An 18,317-nucleotide genomic window follows, 5' to 3' on the forward strand; every position below is an offset into this window, starting at 1 on the left:
TTTATCGGCCTCCTTTACGAGGCTCTAAGCCATAAGCTTCATCTTCAAGCCTGTTGAGCCAACGCTCAGGAATAGGACGGCACAATTCAACAGCGCGCAAACGAACTGAAGAAGAGCGAGTATTATGCTCAATCTCCTCTTTAGATGCTTTCATTGCGCCTCTTGTAAGAGACTTAAAGAAAGGCTGAGCATCTTCAGGAATAACAGGCATATTCGCTGGAACGTCAACTGTTAAGCCCTTATTCATAAAGCGCTTAACAGTTGTGTCTTCCAAAGAATGGTAAGACTCAACTACAAGACGACCACGTTCACGAAGACGCAAAGCAATCTTTGGAAGCGTACGCTGAAGCTTATCTAACTCACCATTTACTTCAATACGCAAAGCTTGGAACACGCGCTTAGCTGGATTTCCGGCAGCACGGTGAGCCTTAGGAATCGCATCGTCAACTAAACGAACAAGCTGTAGGGAAGTTAAAAGAGGCTTATCTTCGCGAGTTTCAACAATTCGACGCGCAATAAGAGACGCAAAACGTTCTTCGCCATACTCGCGGAAAATTTTAGTTAATTCGCGAGCATCATATGTTGCTAAAATCGTTGCAGCAGTAGTTGATTGCGTAGTATCCATGCGCATATCAAGAGCGGTGTCGTGAGAGTAGGAGAAGCCGCGATCCGCTTCGTCAATTTGCAGGCTAGAAAGACCCAAATCCATAAAAGCTGCGTCAATTTTGTCAATATTATGCGCGCTTAAGACTGAGTCAATTTCGTCAAAAGCTGCGTGAGCTGGAATAAAACGATTTTCCAAACCTTCGTTACGCATGCGCTCTGTAGCTAAAGACAGCGCCTCAGAATCTCGATCAATTCCAATAAGAGTTGCAAAAGGTGCTGCTTTAAGAAAAGCTGTAGCGTGGCCGGCAAGACCTAGTGTGCAATCTACTACAATCGCGTCTTTATGCTGCAAAGCAGGAGTTACTAAATCGACGCAATCTTGCAATAAAACCGGTGCGTGTATGGCTGTAATATCTTGCATCACATCACCGCCGGAAGTACGTCGTCAGCAATATCGGCATAACCTTGCTCACGATCAGCAAGATAAGCTTCCCAAGCCGACTTATTCCAAATTTCAGCACGCGTACCAACACCAATAACAACGATTTCGTTGCCTAAACTGGCGTAATCCCTAAGCATTGGCGGCACAACAATACGACCTTGCTTATCTGGCTCTTCGTCAACAGCGCCAGAAAGAAAGACACGCAAATAATCACGAGCAGACTTATTGCTCATAGAAGTGCGCTGAATTTGCGTGGTCATGCGCTGAAACTCAGTCATTGGAAGCACGTAAACGCAACGCTCTTGGCCACGAGCCATAACAAAACCGCTTCCAAGTTGAGCGCGGAATTTTGCAGGAAGAGCCACGCGACCTTTATCGTCGATTTTCGGCGTGTAAGTTCCAAGCAAAATAGGAGCTAATGGCGAGGCCGCAGGATTTTGCGCATACTGAACAGGCTGCTGCATTGGCTGCTGTATTGGCTGAACTGGCTGCTGCATTGGCTGCTGAACATTAGAGAACGGTGCAATTGGCATAGCTGCAGCTTGAGTAGCTGAATTATAAGCGCCGGATGGAGTGGAGGTGAATGTCGGCGCCTGAATTGCTTGCTGAACAGCTGGCATAGAAGTTGAAGGCACTCCGTAAGAGTCCTGAGCGTGCTGCGAATGCTGAGGTTGAACAGGCTGAACATATGACGTAAGAATCTGCGGGGCTTCAGCTTGCAGTGGCATCTGCGTTTGCTGAGACATATCAGATTCAGTGGAGAAACCAGCCTGATTTACGGAATACCCAGAGGCAGAATTGGCTTTATTCCGCGGTTGCTTATTAGCAGCACGACGTGCCATACTCCACCTCCTAACTCAACGCACACTATGCCATTTGCACGTTAGTCACCATTTTACCCCATTCCTCCCCAAAAATCCCCACTTTTTTGCAAAATTTTTGATTTTTTTTCAAAAAAGCACCACCGGAAATAAAAAACGTTACTTGCATAGAAGCAGCTACAAACACCTAAATATCTCCGGCAAATGTTTCAAAGCAACGCCAAAGTGACAACAAACGCCGGAAAAATACACGGCATTTGTGGTCAGACGCTGCCAAAACGACTACAAACGCCAGGTAGATTCCCGGCAAATGTGGTCAAAAACAAACAAAACGACAACAAACGCAGGAAAAATACACGGCAAATGTTTCCCAAAACAGCAAATAAAAGACCCTCACGCAGTTTGCGCTCGCGCGGATTACGCGCTCGCTGCTGAGCTTGCGCGGAAAGTCCACTGGACTTTCCGCCTGAGCAAGCTCACGCTCCGAGTTGCTTTCGCGCTAAATGGCAGCGCTCAAGCAGGTCGTCGCGCCGCATGAGGGCCTTAACAACTACAAATGCCGGAGAAAAAACTCCGGCAAATGTTTCATAAAAGCGTCAAAGTCGCTTGCGCTACAAGCGCGGCAAGTACTTCTCCAGCTCAAAAGGCGTAACCTGGCGGCGGTATTCTTCCCACTCCTGGTGCTTATTACGCAAGAAATACTCAAAAGCATGCTCGCCTAATACGCTTGCCACAAAGTCCGAGCGCTCCATAATCTTCAAAGCCTCGTCCAATGATTCTGGCAACGGCTGAATACCCATTGCTTGACGCTCAGCATCAGTAAGCTCCCACACGTCGTCACTAGTTGGATCGCACAAAGTCATCTGCTTTTCAATACCATCCAAGCCTGCAGCCAAAAGCACAGAGTAAGCAAGATACGGATTCGCCACAGGATCTAGCGCGCGGAATTCCATCCTGCAAGAATTTCCCTTTCCAGGCTTGTACTGCGGCACGCGAAGAAGCGCGGAACGGTTGCTATGACCCCAGCACACGTAGCTAGGAGCTTCCGCACCACCCCACAAGCGCTTATAAGAGTTCACATACTGATCGGTTACAGCGCAAATTTCCGAAGCGTGATGCAAAATACCAGCCGCAAACTGACGCGCAATAAGCGACATATTAAACTCTTGACCAGCCTCATAGAAAGCGTTCGTATCTCCCTCAAACAAGCTCAAATGCGTGTGCATGCCAGATCCCGGCTGATCCGTTAGCGGCTTTGGCATAAAGCTTGCGTATATTCCGCGCTCAAGCGAAATTTCCTTGACTACAGTGCGGAAAGTCATAATATTATCCGCTGTAGTAAGCGCATCTGCGTAACGCAAATCGATTTCGTTTTGACCAGGTCCGCCTTCGTGATGCGAGTATTCAACAGAAATACCCATCTGCTCAAGCATACTTACAGCATTCCTACGAAAGTCCATTGCCGAGCTTCTAGGAACGTGATCAAAGTAGCCACCTTCGTCAATCGGCACAGGAGCTTTAGACCAATCATCTTGAGCTTCGAACAAATAAAACTCAATTTCAGGATGCACGTAGAAAGTAAAGCCCTTTTCCTTCGCTTTTGCGAGCGCAGTCTTTAAAACGTGGCGAGGGTCTCCCAGCGAAGGCTCACCGTCAGGAGTTAAAACATCACAGAACATGCGCGCTGTTCCTTCCGGGCCTCCGTGCCATGGAAGAATTTGGAAGGTTGATGGATCCGGCTTAACAATCATGTCGTCTTCCAAAACGCGCGTCATGCCTTCTATTGCCGAGCCGTCGAATCCAATACCCTCTTCAAAAGCTGCCTCTAATTCAGCAGGGGCAATAGCAACGGATTTAAGCGTGCCAAGAACATCCGTAAACCAGAGTCGAATAAAACGCACGTCTCGCTCTTCAACAGTACGTAGAGCAAACTCTTGTTGTCTATCCATAAATCAGCCCCTTGGGTAGCATTTACCGCGCTAATGTTGGCTTAAGCCAATTTGCACAGTAATATTTATAAGCCCTATAAAATCTATAAGCTCGTTATGTATATTGTAGTGTATTCTTGCAAAATATTCTGCACAAATCTAAGCTATGCGCAATGAATTTACGTAATCGTAATGAATTGCGAATTATATGCTCATATTTATTAGCTAGTTTATTTTGCCGTATTTTTGGAATATTTTGTATGCTTCTAAGTCACTTAAGTCGTCACTGTTGAACATTTCTAATCCACGTTTTTCAAGACTATCGGCGTTTTCCATGCAAATAGCAAGATCTTCAACATCTCTTGACCAAACAGCTAGTGCCATTGGTGCAACGATTTCTTGAGGTTCTTTTACAGCCTGGTAGATTTTTGCAGTTATTTTATCCGCACGATTTGTAATAAGCATTACGTCCATACCGAAGAAGAATTCTACAAATTTTTTCACGTCTTCTTCTGGGCCGTTTCCTTCAAGATTTTTCAGTACTGCAACAGAACCCTGTTCTTCCGAAAAGCATCTGGCGCTAACATTTGCCATTTTGCAGAAGGCCGCAAGTAATTTCGCCGGCTCAACGTATGCGATTATCATTGCAACTTTTGCTTTGTTGCCAAGCAAACCTTGTAAATCTTCTTCAAAATTTGCTTCTTCGATTCCGCGCATTGCTTCTTCGATAGAATTATTTTCTTGATTATTGCTATTGGAATCTTCTAATAAATCTTCGTTATTTGAGTTGCTTAGATTTTCTTTTTCTTGGAATTCTTTTTCAAAGCCTGCGAGCGCGTTATCTAATTCAGCATCTGTAAAAGAAGCGCGTACTGAATTGTCATCGTTAGCTTCGTTATTTTTACAATCGTTATTTTTACGCTCGTTATTATTTTTACTCTCGTCGTCATTATTTAACATTTTTATTACTTTCTCCCCTTTAAATATAAATTATTTAAACACAGCTTCTTAAAATCATATTTTACCAAATTAATACTGCATATTTTTTACGCGCTCGGCAAGCAATTGGATCCAAATACGATTTTCATTTCCGCAAACAGCGAAGTGTCACGCTTAACGCGGAAACGGTCACCAAAAGTAAGAACTTGCGCACGTCCAGAATCGTCAAGTAAAGCCAAACGCACTTGGCAGCACCCAGGGTGACGGCTCAAAATATTGCTCAATTCTTCCACATGACCTTTATCTAAAGCTTTGCGCGGAACCACAATAGTTATTGGTCTTTCGTCCACTGATTCCAACGTTGGCACTTCAAATTCGGTTGCGCGCATAGACACAGTTTCATCACGCACTTCAACTTGTCCGCGAATACGCACAACCTGGTCAATTGCAAGCTCCTGAGCCGAAGCTTCGTAAACTTTGCCAAAGAACATGCATTGTATTGAGCTTTCCATGTCTTCAACTGTGACTATTGCCCAAGCGTTACCTTTTCGAGACACTCGCCTATCTACGCTTGTAACAAGACCAGCGATAGTTACTTGTTGGCCGTCGCTCATAGTTCTTGCGCGGTCAATCAGTTGAGCAATTGACATTTCTCGTAAATCTGCCAAAACTGCAGACAATCCGCTTAGTGGATGATCAGAAACGTACAATCCTAACATTTCTCGCTCAAAATTAAGCTTCGTTTTTTTATCCCACTCTTCAACATCAGGCACAGTGATTTGCATATCTCCCAAACCAGTATCGTCCGATGAGTCAGAAGACGAGTCAATGTCGGCAAATAAATCAAACTGACCTTCTGCCTGCTTGCGTTTAAGCGCAATCACAGAGTCTATTGCAGGGTCGCAAATTTGCAGCAACGCACGACGGTTTGGATCAATCGAATCAAAAGCACCAGCTTTAATAAGAGATTCCACTAGGCGACGATTAAGTGCGCTAATTGGCACACGCTTTACAAAGTCCATAAAGTTTACGAAACGTCCGCGTCCAGCTTCACGCTCAGAAATAATATCGTTTACAGCCTTGTCTCCAACGTTACGAATAGCGCCCAAACCAAAGCGTACAACATCTCCAACTGCAGAATACTCAAGAACGGACTCGTTAACATCCGGCTGCAAAACTTGAATACCCATGCGGCGCGCTTCACCTAAATAAAGCGCTGTTTTATCTTTATTAGTACGCTCGTTTTGCAATAATGCAGCCATAAATTCAACAGGATAATGCGTTTTTAAGTATGCCGTCCAGTAAGAAATTAATCCGTAAGCTGCAGAGTGAGCTTTGTTAAACGCGTAGCCGGAGAACGGAACCAAAACATCCCACACAGCTTGTGCAGCTTCTTCAGAATATCCGTGCGCTTTCATACCTTCAAAGAACGGAACCTGCTCTTTTGCCAGCACTTCCGGCTTCTTCTTGCCCATTGCTCGACGCAAAACGTCTGCCTTACCAAGACTGTAGCCCGCTAAAATACGCGCAGCAGACTGCACCTGCTCCTGGTAAACAATAAGACCGTAAGTTTCGTCCAAAACTTCCTTAAGAGGCTTTTCAACTTCCGGATGGATTGGAATAATATCTTGCAAACCGTTCTTGCGCTTAGCGTAATTCGTATGCGAATCCATATCCATAGGACCTGGACGGTAAAGTGCAATCAAAGCCGAAATATCGTTGAAATTATCCGGCTTTAGGGTGCGAAGAAGAGCGCGCATACCGTCGGAATCAAGCTGGAAAACGCCTAAAGTATCTCCCCTAGAAAGCAGCTGATAAGTAGCTTTATCGTCCAAAGGAATTTTCGTATAGTCGATCGAATCCTTTCCATTATTTTTAATATTTCGCAAAGTATCGCGAATAACTGTCAAATTGGAAAGCCCCAAAAAGTCCATTTTTACAAGACCGAGTGTTTCGCAAGTGTGATACTCAAATGTTGTTGTAATCGTACCGTCAGTGCGCTCAAGAAGCGGCGAGGTGTTTGTGATTGGCTCCGAGCCCATGATTGTTGCACAAGCATGCACACCAGTTTGACGAATCAAACCTTCAATACCTTTTGCTTCTTCCGTAATACGATGCGTATCTGGATCCGTATCGTACATTTCGCGAAACTCGCGCGCTTCAGCGTAACGCTTGCTTTTTTCGTCGAAAATATCGTGCAAGCTCATATCTTTGCCGTTTTTTGCAGGCGGAAGAACTTTCGTAATTTTTTCGCCTACTGAAAACTCGTATCCCATAATACGTGCGGAATCTTTAAGAGCCTGCTTAGTTTTAATCGTTCCGTAAATAACGCACTGAGCAACTTTATCCCTACCGTATTTTTCGCCAACGTATTCAAGAACTTTTGCTCTACCATCCGGGTCAAAATCAACGTCAATATCAGGCAAGGATACGCGCTCTGGATTTAAGAAGCGTTCGAAAATAAGGCCATGCTTCATAGGATCAAGCTCAGTAATGCCCATTGCGTACGCAACCATAGCGCCTGCAGCAGAACCACGACCAGGGCCTACCATTACACCATGCGCTTTAGCCCAGTTAATATAGTCTGCAACAACCAAAAAGTAGCCGCAGAATTGCATTTGGCAAATCACACCGCACTCGTAGTCAGCCTGCTTTAAAACTTCCATTGGAATGTTGTTGTTGTAACGACGCTCCAAACCTTCCTCAACTTTTTTAAGGAATAGCGAAGTCTCATCCCAACCTTCCGGGCAGTCAAATTGCGGCATAAAAGCGCCATCTTCGCCGTCGTCGAACATAACATTGCAGCGTCGAGCAATCTCAAGCGTATTGTCACAAGCCTCTGGAAACTCTTTAAAAAGCTCGCGCATTTGCTCAGCGGACTTCAAATAGTATCCTGAACCGTCAAACTTAAAACGGTCAGGATCGTCAAGCCTAGAGCCTGAATTAATACAAAGCATAGCATCTTGAGCTTCGCGATCCTCCTCGTGAACGTAGTGCAAATCGTTCGTAGCAAGAAGAGGAGCGTTAAGCTTTTTTGCAATCTCAAGCAAGTCTTTAGTTACGCGCGTTTCGATTGAAAGCCCGTGATTCATAAGTTCAATAAAGAAATTGTCGCGACCAAAAATATCCTGAAACTCTCCGGCTGCGCGCAAAGCCTCATTGAACTGGCCTAATCGAAGACGCGTTTGAATAATTCCAGAAGGACATCCTGAAGACGCAATTACGCCTTTTGAGTAGGTTGAAAGCACATCTTTATCCATACGCGGGTAGCGCATTACACGGCCTTCAAGATTTGCAACAGACGAAGCTTTAAGAAGATTTGTTAAGCCGGTATCGTTTTCCGCCCACAAAGTCATGTGTGTAATTAAGCCGCCGCCCGAAACATCGTCTGCACGCTGATCTTCCGTACCCCAATGCACGCGGCTTTTATCTTGTCTTGCGGTTTCAGGAGTAACATACGCTTCAATGCCAATAATCGGCTTAATTCCGGCTTTTACAGCGGTGCTCCACATTTCGTACGCGCCGTGCATGTTTCCGTGATCTGTAATAGCCACAGCCGGCATGCCCAACTCTTTAGCACGATTAACTAAATCAGGGATTTTTGACGCACCGTCAAGAAGCGAATAGTGCGTGTGATTATGCAAATGTACGAAGTTGGTTTCCGGCTGAGTCATAAATGATATTCTATAAGCGAAAGCTGACCGAAAAATGCAAAAACGCTACTTTGATAATTCTCGCATAGCTTCTAAAGCGTGTTGTAAATCAGAAGGATAATTCGACTCTACTCTAATAATTTTGCCCGTTCTAGGATGCGTAAAAATAAGCTCCATAGAGTGAAGCCACTGTCTTGTTAAACCAAGCTTTTTAGCCAAAACTGGGTTCGCTCCATACATTGAATCCCCTACCAAAGGATGACCAATAGACGTAAAATGCACGCGGATTTGATGAGTGCGCCCAGTTTCCAAGTTAACACTTGCTAAAGTTACTTGACCGAAGCGTTCAAGAACATCCCAATGCGTAACAGCAGGTTTTCCATCTGGCGTGATTGTGAAACGAAAATCCGAAACTTTTGCGCGACCAATAGGAGCTTCAATTGTTGCTTTATTTTGCGTCAAGTCGCCTTGTACTAGCGCATGATAAGTTTTTTTAACAGTGTGATTAGCAAACTGCTTTTTCATTTCTTCATACGCTAAATCTGTTCTGCAAACAAGCATTAGGCCGCTTGTGCCAGCATCAAGACGACTTACAATACCACGGCGATTTTCGTCTCCAGCAGTATGCGAAATACTAATTCCGCGCTTTTCTAAAGCCTCTCCCACTGTTGGACCACACCAGCCTTGAGCTTGGTGAGCAGCCATTCCAACAGGCTTATCTACAACCACAATATCTTCGTCTTTATAAGCGATTTTCATGCTTTGTTCGATTGACTGATTTTGTAGCTGTAGCTCTATTTGATTATTTTGCTGGTTTTCGTCTTGAAGCGCATCATTTTTGCAACTATTTTCAGCAAAATCTTCGCCAACTAAATCATCGAATATTATTTCATCGCCACAATCGAGCAGCGAAGATTTATTTGCTTTACGATTAGCAATACGCACGGTTCCGTTAGAAACAAGATCGCTTGCTTTTGAACGCGAAATATTGCGTAATTTTGAAACTGCAACGTCAAAACGGCAACCAACTAAATCTTCAGGAACCGGCATACTGCTTTGCATAATTAATTGTTGCTTTCGGAAGTATTTTCGGCAGCGCCTTCGGAAGCATTTTCGGAAGTATTTTCGGAAGTATTTTCGTCAGTGCTTTCGTCATCACTTTTGCCAGGCTTAAACGGCGTTTCAAACAAAATCAAACCAACAAACCAAATGCCAGCAATAGCAAGAATAATATCCGCAACGTTACCAACTGACCAACCGTAGTTAATAAAGTCAACAACTTTGCCGTCCAAAAAATGCTCGGCATAAATTGCGCGATCAATCAAATTGCCAAAAGCGCCGGAAAATGCTAAAGACAGCACAATCGTCCACTGCAAAGATTTTGTGCGACGAACTGCAGCAAGCATAGCTACACAAGCCAAAATCGCCACTATGCTAATAAAACTAGTTAATCCAGAGCCTAGACCAAACGAAGCACCGCCATTTCGCACAAGCGAAAGCATTAAGGAATTAGGAATACAAACAATCTGCTTTCCGTACTGTAAAGCGCTAAGAGCCCACAGTTTGCTAAGGCGATCCACAACAAGCCCAACAATAACAACAAGTGCAAAAACGGCTGCGCGAGTACGCAGCCGTTTCACACGCACATCTCTATGCGTCAATTTTTATCCGATCTGTAAATAAAAACAGCATCTGCTTAAAGCGCACAAACATTCAAAAGTTACGCCATTTAAAAGTTACGCGCTTTAAGAAGAAAACTACTCTTGCTTATCCTCATTGGAAGCTTGCTTCTGACCAAGAGCAGCATACGCGTTTTCGTCAGAAACCTGAGCAACCAACTGACCAAGGAAGTCAGTCAAGCGAGTGCGATACTCAGTCTCAAACTGCTTGAGGCTCTGAATATTGCCTTCAATAACCTGAGTCTGCTTCTCAAGATTCTCGCGCACCTGACGAGCATAAGCGTCGGCAGCTGTGCGTGTTGTAGAATCATAGTCTGCAGCGCGGTGCTGTACTTCGGACTCGTACTGATCAGCCTGATCGTGAGTCTGCTTAGCATAATCGTCAGCAGCCTGACGAACCTTACCAGAGTAAGCATCAGCCTCATTGTGAGCACGTGCAGAATAATCATCAGCATCGCCACGAGTCTGCTTATTGTACTCATCTGCCTCAGAACGAGTACGCTCAGAATACTCATCAGCTTTAGCAACTGTTTCGTTATAACGAGCCTGGCTCTCTTCAACAATCTGCTGAGCCTTAGCCTTGCCCTTATCAACGTACTGATCGTGCAATTGCATTGCAAGAGTCAACATAGCAGTTGCGCGCTCTGGCTCAGAACCCTGGGCATCAGCACCAGCGCCAGCAATCTTCTGCAAGCTACCAGTTTCAGTATTTGGCTCCATCTTAGAAACTTGTTGACGAAGCTGCTCTTCACGCTGACGAGATTCTTCAAGCTGCTTAGAAAGCTCCTGAACCTTAGCGTTTTCCTGCTGGGTAACAACAAGCTGCTGACGAACAGTTTCAAGCTCACGACCCAAGTTTTCGCTATTTGCACGGAAGTCATCACGCTCGCGAGTAACAGCTTCAAGTTCCTTCTGAACCTGATCCGCGTTATCCGCCTTAGCGGTTTGAGCAGTAAGCTGATCAACCTGAGCACCCAAGCCATCCAACTGCTCCTTAAGCTGTTGGTTTTGAGCGGTAAGAGCACGGTTGCTTTCTTCAGCTTCACGCAACTTAGTTTCAGTCGCCTCAAGCTTTTCAGCAGATTCATTAGATCCGCCCTGCTGCTTAGCAGCGTTACGCAACATTTCATTTTCTTGAGTTAAGGACTCAACTTTAGAAGTCAACTCAGCAATCTTGGTATTCAAGCCCGCAACATCGCGGCCGAGGGATTGTGTGGAAGCACCAAGTCCCTGCACTGCCTGCTGACCAAGCGCTTCTATTGTTTCTGTAACTTGATCGAGAAATTCGTCAACCTCGTCAACGTCATATCCTCCCTTGAAACGTACAATCTGGAAGGTATGCTCTCGAATGTCCTTAGGCGTCAACAGAGTCATATGCTTTACACCTCGCTTTTGGGACGCATCTCATTGATATATATCTATTCGATGCTATCACGTACGCAGAAAATTAGGGCAAATAATGCGAAAAATTTGTGCGCAAAACGCCGATTTTATAAAAAATGCGCATAAACCGCACGCAAATTTATAGTTTGTTTTAAATATTAGCTGTACGTCATTCAGTCGTGTGGATATTCGTGTGGTGAGATTTGAGATTTTTCGCACTGAGCGAGGCGAACGTCAGAGCCGAAGGCTGCTGATTCGTCGAGCGAAGAAGAAAAATCGAAAAATCTCTGCGATTAGCACGGTTATTAACGAATTAGCACGCAGAGTTTGGTGGATTTCTTTACGAGCACTAAAAGAGGACTGAGAAGCTACATTCTTTAAGAAAGGCGAACACAATAAGCGCCCTTAGCAGCCAGAGCGCCCGAAGGACGGGACGTGCGAGGAGAGAAATCCACCAAAACTCGCGCCACAGCAATCAATATGTAAAATAACCTATAGTTCAGTTTGGCGAGATATAATTGCAGAGATTATACAAAGATACAAAATATTAGGAAAGGTCAATAATGACTGTTCTTGTTACAGGCGGATGCGGTTACATTGGAGCACACGTAGTTCACGCCTTACATAAAATAAATCAGAATGTTGTTGTAGTAGACGATTTAAGCTACGGAAAGCCTACTAGAATCGAAGGCGCTCGACTTTATGGCATGGATATTGCATCTCCAGATGCCGGGGCACGTCTTGCGCAAATTATGAAGGACGAGAATGTTGATTCCGTAATTCATTTTGCTGCTAGAAAGCAGGTTGGCGAATCCGTTGAAAAGCCGCTTTGGTATTACCAGCAGAATATTAACGGTATGCTGAATGTTCTTGAGGGCATGAAAGATAGCGGAGTGAAGAAGCTCGTATTCTCGTCTTCCGCAGCAACTTACGGCGTTCCACCTGTTGATGTTGTGCCAGAAGACGTTGTTCCTATGATTCCAATCAACCCTTACGGACAGACTAAGCTTTTTGGCGAGTGGATGGCGCGCGCTTGCGAGCACACTTACGGCATTCGCTTCTGCGCACTGCGTTATTTCAATGTTGCAGGCTGCGGTCCGGTGGAATTAGAAGATCCTGCAATTTTGAACCTGATTCCTATGCTTTTTGAACGCTTGCAGCGCGGTAAAGCTCCTGCTATTTTTGGCGACGACTACCCTACTGCAGATGGCACTTGCATTCGTGACTACATTCACGTTTCAGATTTGGCAGACGCTCATCTTGAAGCGCTTAAGTATTTGGATTTGGACAATCGCAAGTACGACGCTTTTAATGTTGGAACTGGTAAAGGCACTTCCGTTCGAGAAATTGTTGAAGAAGTGCGAAAAGTTACAGGCCTTCCATTTAAGGAAACTGTGCTGGATCGCCGAGCAGGAGACCCTCCTCAGCTTATTGGCAGCCCGAAGCGCATTAATGAGGAAATGGGCTGGCATGCTCGCTACGATGTAAAAGATATTGTGGAATCTGCTTGGGCAGCTTGGCAAGCAAATCCTGAACATCATATTGACGTTGAATCGTGGAAGCAGATTGACTAGTAGACTGACTAGATAAAGCAAAACGCGCGACAAAACTGCCGCGCGTTTTTTGTTTGTGGCTCCGAGCGGGATCGATCCGCTGACCTAGCGATTTTCAGTCGCTCGCTCTACCAACTGAGCTACAGAGCCATGATGAATAAAAAACCCGGCGAACCGGGCCTTTACTAATCGCGACCCCGGCCGGACTTGAACCGGTGACCTCCGCCGTGACAGGGCGGCGCTCTAACCAACTGAGCTACGGGGCCGTGGCTTATTCTCTCGAACAGCCGAGTCACTATCTTACAGAATCCTCGCCAAAAAGCAAGTGCTCAGCTCTTTCGGCGTGTTGCCCACAAATAAAACGCTACTCAAGCTCAATCGCGCCAGTGCAAAGCTGATAATATTCACCGCGCTTAGCTAACAACTCCTCGTGAGAACCACGCTCAATAATTTGGCCGTGATTCAAAACCATAATCACATCCGCATTGCGGACCGTAGAAAGCCTGTGCGCAATTACAAACACAGTGCGCCCTTCCATAAGCGAATCCATGCCGTGCTGCACTAAGGCCTCAGTATGAGTATCGATTGAAGAAGTTGCCTCATCCAAAATAAGCACCGGCGGATTTGCAACAGCCGCGCGAGCAATCGCAATAAGCTGCTTTTGACCTTGCGAAAGATCTTCTCCTCCGCCAGTAAGCTCCGTATTATAACCATCTTTAAGTTTAGAAATAAAAGCATCGGCATGAGCTAATTTTGCAGCATTAACACAATCTTCATCGCTAGCCTCTAGGTTTCCGTAGCGAATATTATCCATTATTGTGCCTGTAAATAAGTTCACGTCCTGAAGAACTGTGCCAATAGCGTAACGCAAATCCGTTTTTAGAATATCTCGCACGTCAATTCCGTCGTACAAAATCTGACCGTCGTCAATATCGTAAAAACGCGTAAGCAAATTAGCAATAGTAGTTTTGCCAGCACCCGTAGCACCAACTAAAGCAACTTTTTGCCCCGGCTTTGCAAACCAAGTAATATCATGCAAAACAGGTTTTTTGGAATCGTAGCCAAACACAACATCTGTAAAGCGCACGTCGCCTCGAAGCAAAGTATAGCGGCCATCCTTAGAAGTGCGAGCATCTCGCTTTGCATGGCACACAATCTCTTGAGCCATTTCACTTAAGTTTTGAGCGCGCTTTTTAGCTTTAGTGCCATTATCTTGCTTTGACCTTTTCCAAGCCCAATAAATATTGCTTCCTTCAGATTGTTCGTCTACTTCTTCAAGCACATCAAATGCTGATTTTTCTCCAAGATCTTCAGCAGACTGAAGTACACGCACTTTAACTAATTGCACACTGCCAGAATCAAGTTCTGGCTTTTCATCAAGTAACTCAAAAATACGAGAAGCTCCTGCAAGAGCCATCATAAGTGCGTTAGCTTGCATTGTAATTTCGCCAATAGGGTTAATAAATGCGCGCGAAAGTGCCAGCAAAGATATAAGCGTACCCAATGTAAGAGTACTAGATCCAGATAATCCCAGCGTTGGCAAACCAGCTGAAGCAGCCCACGCACCAAGTAAAGCAATTAATACATAAAGCAAATAGCTTGCATTACTAATAACAGGCATTACGTTATTTGCATAAGAATTCGCACTTGCAGAAATTTTTTGCACTTTTTCTATGCAATTATCTAATTTTTCAATAGAATCTGTCTCATGATTAAAAATTTTAATCACTTTGCTGCCTGTTGCAGATTCTTCAACAAACTCATTTAACTCGCCTAATGCATGCTGGAATTGCTCAAATAAACTGCCAGATTTCTTTAGCATAAAACGCACTAAATAAAGCAACATTGCAGTAAATATAGCTACAAAAACTGCAACCGGAAGCGATAAGCACATAATAGATATAAACGCTGCCAAAATCGACATTAATGCAGAAAAAGAGTCCGGAAAAGCCCACGAAATTGCCTCACGAAGAACCTCAGTATCGTTTGTGTAACGGCTCATAATATCGCCGTAACCTTGAGAATCTAAGTAACGCAATGAAAGCTTCTGCTGATGCTTAAACATAGAATCTCGCAAATCACGCATAACACTTTCAGATATATTCGCAACAAGCCTGCTCCAAAGCCAAGAACAAAACACACCAACAGCGTAAACACTTGCCATCAGAATAATCATGCGAACAAGAGGCGTCCAATCCTGATTATGCTTACCGACAAGCGGAAGAATATACGAGTCAACAAGAGATTGCAAAAACACTGCACTTACAGCTTGCACGATTGCGCTAACTATTATTGATGCAATAATTACGCAAATTTTAACTCGATACACAAGCACATAAGAGGCAAGTCTGCTAAGAGTTTTCCAACTAATAGCTGAATCATTTTTAGAAGAGTGAGCCGTTTTATTATTAGCCATTGTTATTTAGCTCCTTCTTCTTTAGTTGCGCTAGTTATTCGACTTTTTTCTTGAGAAACCGCCATATTTCTGTAAATTTCACAAGATTTAAATAATTCATCATGCGAACCGTTAGCAACAACACGACCATCTTTAAGAACAACAATAATATCCGCATGTTCGATTGAAGATATGCGCTGAGCAACGATAATTTGCGTAGAATCAGGCATAAACTTTTTCAAGCCATCGCGAATTTTACTATCCGTTTTCATATCAACCGCACTCATCGAGTCGTCGAGGATTAAAATTTTCGGCTTCCTCAAAAGTGCGCGCGCAATGCACAAACGCTGTCGCTGACCACCGGAAACATTCTTACCACCCTGGTCAATATGCGTATTGTAGCCGTCTGGTAAATCTTTAATAAACTCATCAGCACAAGCAATTTCGCAAGCTTGACGCAAATCATTATCGCTTGCTTCCGCCCTACCCCAGCGAAGATTTTCTGCAATTGTGCCACTAAACAAAATATTTTTTTGTAGAACAACACCAACTTCTTCACGCAAACTAGAAGAATCATAATCGCGAATATCTTTTCCGCCTACAAAAAGAGCGCCAGAAGTTACGTCATAAAGTCTTGCAATTAATTGCACTAAACTTGATTTTCCAGATCCCGTTGCACCAACAATACCAACAGTTGCTCCAGAAGGAATAGATATATTTATATCATGTAAAATTTCCTGTTCTGCTGGAGTGGATTCATCTGTATTATCTGATTGAGGATAGCGTAACGAAACATTTTCAAAACGCACAGAAGCGTCAGAAAGCTTTGTAAGTGGATGCTTGGAAACAACTTCAGTATTTCGAGATTGCAAAACATGTGAAATACGATGCATCGAAGCTCGAGCTGTTAACGACATTACAAAAACTGCAACTAAATTCGCTAAAGCAAACAAAATTTGCAAAGCATACACTACTAATGCAGCAAGATTTCCCGTTGTTAAACCAAAAGCAGGATTATTTCCTGAAGCCACAATTTCGTGCGAAGCCAACCATGCAATAAGCAGCATGCCAGAATAAAAACATAAGTTAAATAAAGGAATACTACAATTTAACACATACTCAGCTTTAATAAAATAATCATAGATTTTATGTGAAATACGCGTAAAACGACTTATTTCATAATCAGAACGCACATAAGACTTTACGACGCGAATATTATGCAAATTCTCACCAACTCTATTATTCATCTCGTCAATCATTCGATAAATTCGAGAAAATGCTGGAGCAACTATACTAGCTCCAACAGCGCCAATTGCACCAATAATAGGCACAAATGAAAGAAAAACCCACGAGATGGCAGGGCTAATTGAAAAAGTAAACCACCAAGCAGTGATGATAATCATAACGCTGCGAATACCAGAGCGAATAATCATTTGGTAAGCAAATTGCACATTTGACACATCGCTAGTCATACGCGTAACAACAGTACCGCTAGAAAACTTATCTAAATCAGAAAAACTTAAACTTTGCAAGCGTGAAAACATGTTGTGGCGCAAATTTTTACCAAAACCAGCACTAGAATGAGCGCAACAAATACCAGAAATAACGCCTGCAATCATTGCGATTGCAGCAAAAATAAGCAATTGCAAACCATAATATTGCACAGATTCTTGAGAACGTGACATAATACCAAAATCAATAAGATTTGACATTACTGTAGGGATCTCAATTTGCATAGCAGCTTCAACGAGAATAGTAACAGCTGTTAAAACGCCAAGAAAACGATACCTTTTTAAAGAACCTAGTATCGTTCGAAGTGCTCGAGGGGCATAATCTTTTTTATGAGAATCTTTTTTTGATTCATCAAACTTACTTGGCTTCTCAGACTTCTCTGCCATTCTTCCCCTACTCTAAATTAAATACTTATTCTTTAATGATATCACTTTTGAATATAAGGCAGGCAGGGGTTAAGTGAACCAAGCAGCAAGAAAAGCCTGGTAAATTCCCCGCGTTTGGAGCGTTCAACACACAACAACACTCCAAACACGAGAAACTTTGCTCACATTTGTGGTTAAATTTAGGGATTTATGAAGCATCGCCTTCGCCTTGTACGCGATCTTTTCCGTAAATCGACGGAATAAAACGCTCCTGATCGTGAAGCTTTTCCCAAATTACAGGAGGATTTTGCGGATTTTCCAAAGACTTTGGAACGTCAATAATTCGCTGATTGCTAGAGCCGCGAAATTGCAGAAGCGAATCGTGCAAATTCTTCATATAGCGGCCGTCAACAAGAATATCAATGTAACGTAGCAACTCAAGCTTATCCGGAGTCTCCCCCGGGCGCATAAGCTCTTCCCACGTGTATCCAGTCCAACTCCAAATATCTTTAGTATGACCAAATTCGCTTCTAATACGCTTGCAAAGAGGCAGCAAAATACCAGTATTAAGCAGCGGCTCACCACCCAACAAAGTCAAACCTTGCACATAAGGCTGCGCCAAATCTTCCATAATCTGATCTTCAAGCTTTTGAGTATAAGGGTGACCTGCGCGAAAATCCCAAATCGACTCGTTATAACACTCAACGCAGTGAAAAGGACATCCCGAAACGTAAAGCGAGCAGCGAATACCCTCGCCGTCTGTCATCAAAAAACGCTTGTAATCGGCAATCATGCCCTGGCTCATGCGCTCGCTAGACCATTGGCCAGCGCGAGGATTATTAGAAAGTGAGGTAGGAATCCACGGACCACGATTCACATCTGCAGGCGCAAAATCATGCAAAGTAATGCGAGCCATATCCAACCCCCTTCAAAACCAAACAAACGACCAAAATTTGCGAAAATAAAATAAATCCAGCCGCTAGAAATTGTAATCACAAAATGCAATCATTTCTAACGGCTAGATTATCACCAAACAACAAA

Annotated in this window: 12 protein-coding genes and 2 tRNA genes; 1 reads left to right on the forward strand and 13 read right to left on the reverse strand. The window is 43.9% G+C overall.

Features of this window, described 5'->3' with window-relative positions; all coding sequences use genetic code 11:
* Nucleotide 1: 1 nt before the first annotated feature.
* From rsmH to ACLD5M_RS02130, 8 genes are all read right to left on the reverse strand, one after another.
* The gene (gene rsmH, locus ACLD5M_RS02095; protein WP_410314479.1) at nt 2-1,027 is read right to left on the reverse strand and encodes a 16S rRNA (cytosine(1402)-N(4))-methyltransferase RsmH; all 1,026 of its coding nucleotides are present in this window, start codon (nt 1,025-1,027) and stop codon (nt 2-4) included.
* Nucleotides 1,027-1,890, reverse strand: coding sequence for a division/cell wall cluster transcriptional repressor MraZ (mraZ, locus tag ACLD5M_RS02100; protein ID WP_410314480.1), 864 nt, complete (start codon nt 1,888-1,890; stop codon nt 1,027-1,029). The genes rsmH and mraZ overlap by 1 nt, the downstream gene beginning before the upstream one ends.
* Before the next feature lie 590 nt (nt 1,891-2,480).
* Nucleotides 2,481-3,818 (reverse strand): type I glutamate--ammonia ligase, encoded by a 1,338-nt coding sequence (gene glnA / locus ACLD5M_RS02105; protein WP_004127624.1) that lies wholly within the window; start codon nt 3,816-3,818, stop codon nt 2,481-2,483.
* A gap of 204 nt (nt 3,819-4,022) precedes the next feature.
* Nucleotides 4,023-4,757, reverse strand: a complete 735-nt coding sequence (locus tag ACLD5M_RS02110; RefSeq protein ID WP_410314481.1) for a hypothetical protein — start codon at nt 4,755-4,757, stop codon at nt 4,023-4,025.
* 86 nt (nt 4,758-4,843) lie between these two features.
* Nucleotides 4,844-8,410 (reverse strand): DNA polymerase III subunit alpha, encoded by a 3,567-nt coding sequence (gene dnaE / locus ACLD5M_RS02115; RefSeq protein WP_410314482.1) that lies wholly within the window; start codon nt 8,408-8,410, stop codon nt 4,844-4,846.
* 45 nt (nt 8,411-8,455) lie between these two features.
* A complete protein-coding gene (locus tag ACLD5M_RS02120) occupies nt 8,456-9,451 on the reverse strand; it encodes an RluA family pseudouridine synthase (RefSeq protein WP_410314483.1) in 996 nt (331 codons plus the stop codon).
* A gap of 2 nt (nt 9,452-9,453) precedes the next feature.
* Nucleotides 9,454-10,035, reverse strand: coding sequence for a signal peptidase II (gene lspA, locus ACLD5M_RS02125; RefSeq protein WP_410314540.1), 582 nt, complete (start codon nt 10,033-10,035; stop codon nt 9,454-9,456).
* Nucleotides 10,036-10,146: 111 nt separating this feature from the next.
* On the reverse strand, nt 10,147-11,442 hold the full coding sequence (locus ACLD5M_RS02130) for a DivIVA domain-containing protein (RefSeq protein WP_410314484.1): 1,296 nt from the start codon (nt 11,440-11,442) through the stop codon (nt 10,147-10,149).
* A 572-nt stretch (nt 11,443-12,014) separates the two neighbouring features.
* On the opposite strand from ACLD5M_RS02130, the gene galE reads away from it, so the two are divergent.
* Nucleotides 12,015-13,025, forward strand: coding sequence for a UDP-glucose 4-epimerase GalE (gene galE / locus ACLD5M_RS02135; protein WP_410314485.1), 1,011 nt, complete (start codon nt 12,015-12,017; stop codon nt 13,023-13,025).
* A gap of 56 nt (nt 13,026-13,081) precedes the next feature.
* Here galE and ACLD5M_RS02140 read toward each other — a convergent pair.
* From ACLD5M_RS02140 to nrdG, 5 genes are all read right to left on the reverse strand, one after another.
* Nucleotides 13,082-13,154 (reverse strand) — tRNA-Phe (locus tag ACLD5M_RS02140).
* A gap of 42 nt (nt 13,155-13,196) precedes the next feature.
* Nucleotides 13,197-13,270, reverse strand: a tRNA-Asp gene (locus ACLD5M_RS02145).
* A gap of 98 nt (nt 13,271-13,368) precedes the next feature.
* Complete coding sequence (locus ACLD5M_RS02150) at nt 13,369-15,420, reverse strand: ABC transporter ATP-binding protein (RefSeq protein ID WP_116794222.1); 2,052 nt, start codon at nt 15,418-15,420, stop codon at nt 13,369-13,371.
* A gap of 2 nt (nt 15,421-15,422) precedes the next feature.
* On the reverse strand, nt 15,423-17,297 hold the full coding sequence (locus ACLD5M_RS02155; protein WP_116794223.1) for an ABC transporter ATP-binding protein: 1,875 nt from the start codon (nt 17,295-17,297) through the stop codon (nt 15,423-15,425).
* A 187-nt stretch (nt 17,298-17,484) separates the two neighbouring features.
* Nucleotides 17,485-18,192 (reverse strand): anaerobic ribonucleoside-triphosphate reductase activating protein, encoded by a 708-nt coding sequence (gene nrdG / locus ACLD5M_RS02160; RefSeq protein ID WP_410314486.1) that lies wholly within the window; start codon nt 18,190-18,192, stop codon nt 17,485-17,487.
* Between the last annotated feature and the right edge of the window lie 125 nt (nt 18,193-18,317).

This window comes from Gardnerella sp. Marseille-Q9185 (genome assembly GCF_046508745.1).
Taxonomy (GTDB): Bacteria; Actinomycetota; Actinomycetes; order Actinomycetales; family Bifidobacteriaceae; genus Bifidobacterium; species Bifidobacterium greenwoodii.

What these genes read in the sequence shown, in the direction of transcription:
- ACLD5M_RS02110 (WP_410314481.1), bottom strand. Translation starts at nt 4,757, where the DNA reads ATGTTAAATAATGACGACGAGAGTAAAAATAATAACGAGCGTAAAAAT.
- rsmH (WP_410314479.1), bottom strand. Translation starts at nt 1,027, where the DNA reads ATGCAAGATATTACAGCCATACACGCACCGGTTTTATTGCAAGATTGC.
- galE (WP_410314485.1), top strand. Translation starts at nt 12,015, where the DNA reads ATGACTGTTCTTGTTACAGGCGGATGCGGTTACATTGGAGCACACGTA.
- ACLD5M_RS02120 (WP_410314483.1), bottom strand. Translation starts at nt 9,451, where the DNA reads ATGCAAAGCAGTATGCCGGTTCCTGAAGATTTAGTTGGTTGCCGTTTT.
- ACLD5M_RS02150 (WP_116794222.1), bottom strand. Translation starts at nt 15,420, where the DNA reads ATGGCTAATAATAAAACGGCTCACTCTTCTAAAAATGATTCAGCTATT.
- dnaE (WP_410314482.1), bottom strand. Translation starts at nt 8,410, where the DNA reads ATGACTCAGCCGGAAACCAACTTCGTACATTTGCATAATCACACGCAC.
- ACLD5M_RS02155 (WP_116794223.1), bottom strand. Translation starts at nt 17,297, where the DNA reads ATGGCAGAGAAGTCTGAGAAGCCAAGTAAGTTTGATGAATCAAAAAAA.
- glnA (WP_004127624.1), bottom strand. Translation starts at nt 3,818, where the DNA reads ATGGATAGACAACAAGAGTTTGCTCTACGTACTGTTGAAGAGCGAGAC.
- mraZ (WP_410314480.1), bottom strand. Translation starts at nt 1,890, where the DNA reads ATGGCACGTCGTGCTGCTAATAAGCAACCGCGGAATAAAGCCAATTCT.
- ACLD5M_RS02130 (WP_410314484.1), bottom strand. Translation starts at nt 11,442, where the DNA reads ATGACTCTGTTGACGCCTAAGGACATTCGAGAGCATACCTTCCAGATT.
- nrdG (WP_410314486.1), bottom strand. Translation starts at nt 18,192, where the DNA reads ATGGCTCGCATTACTTTGCATGATTTTGCGCCTGCAGATGTGAATCGT.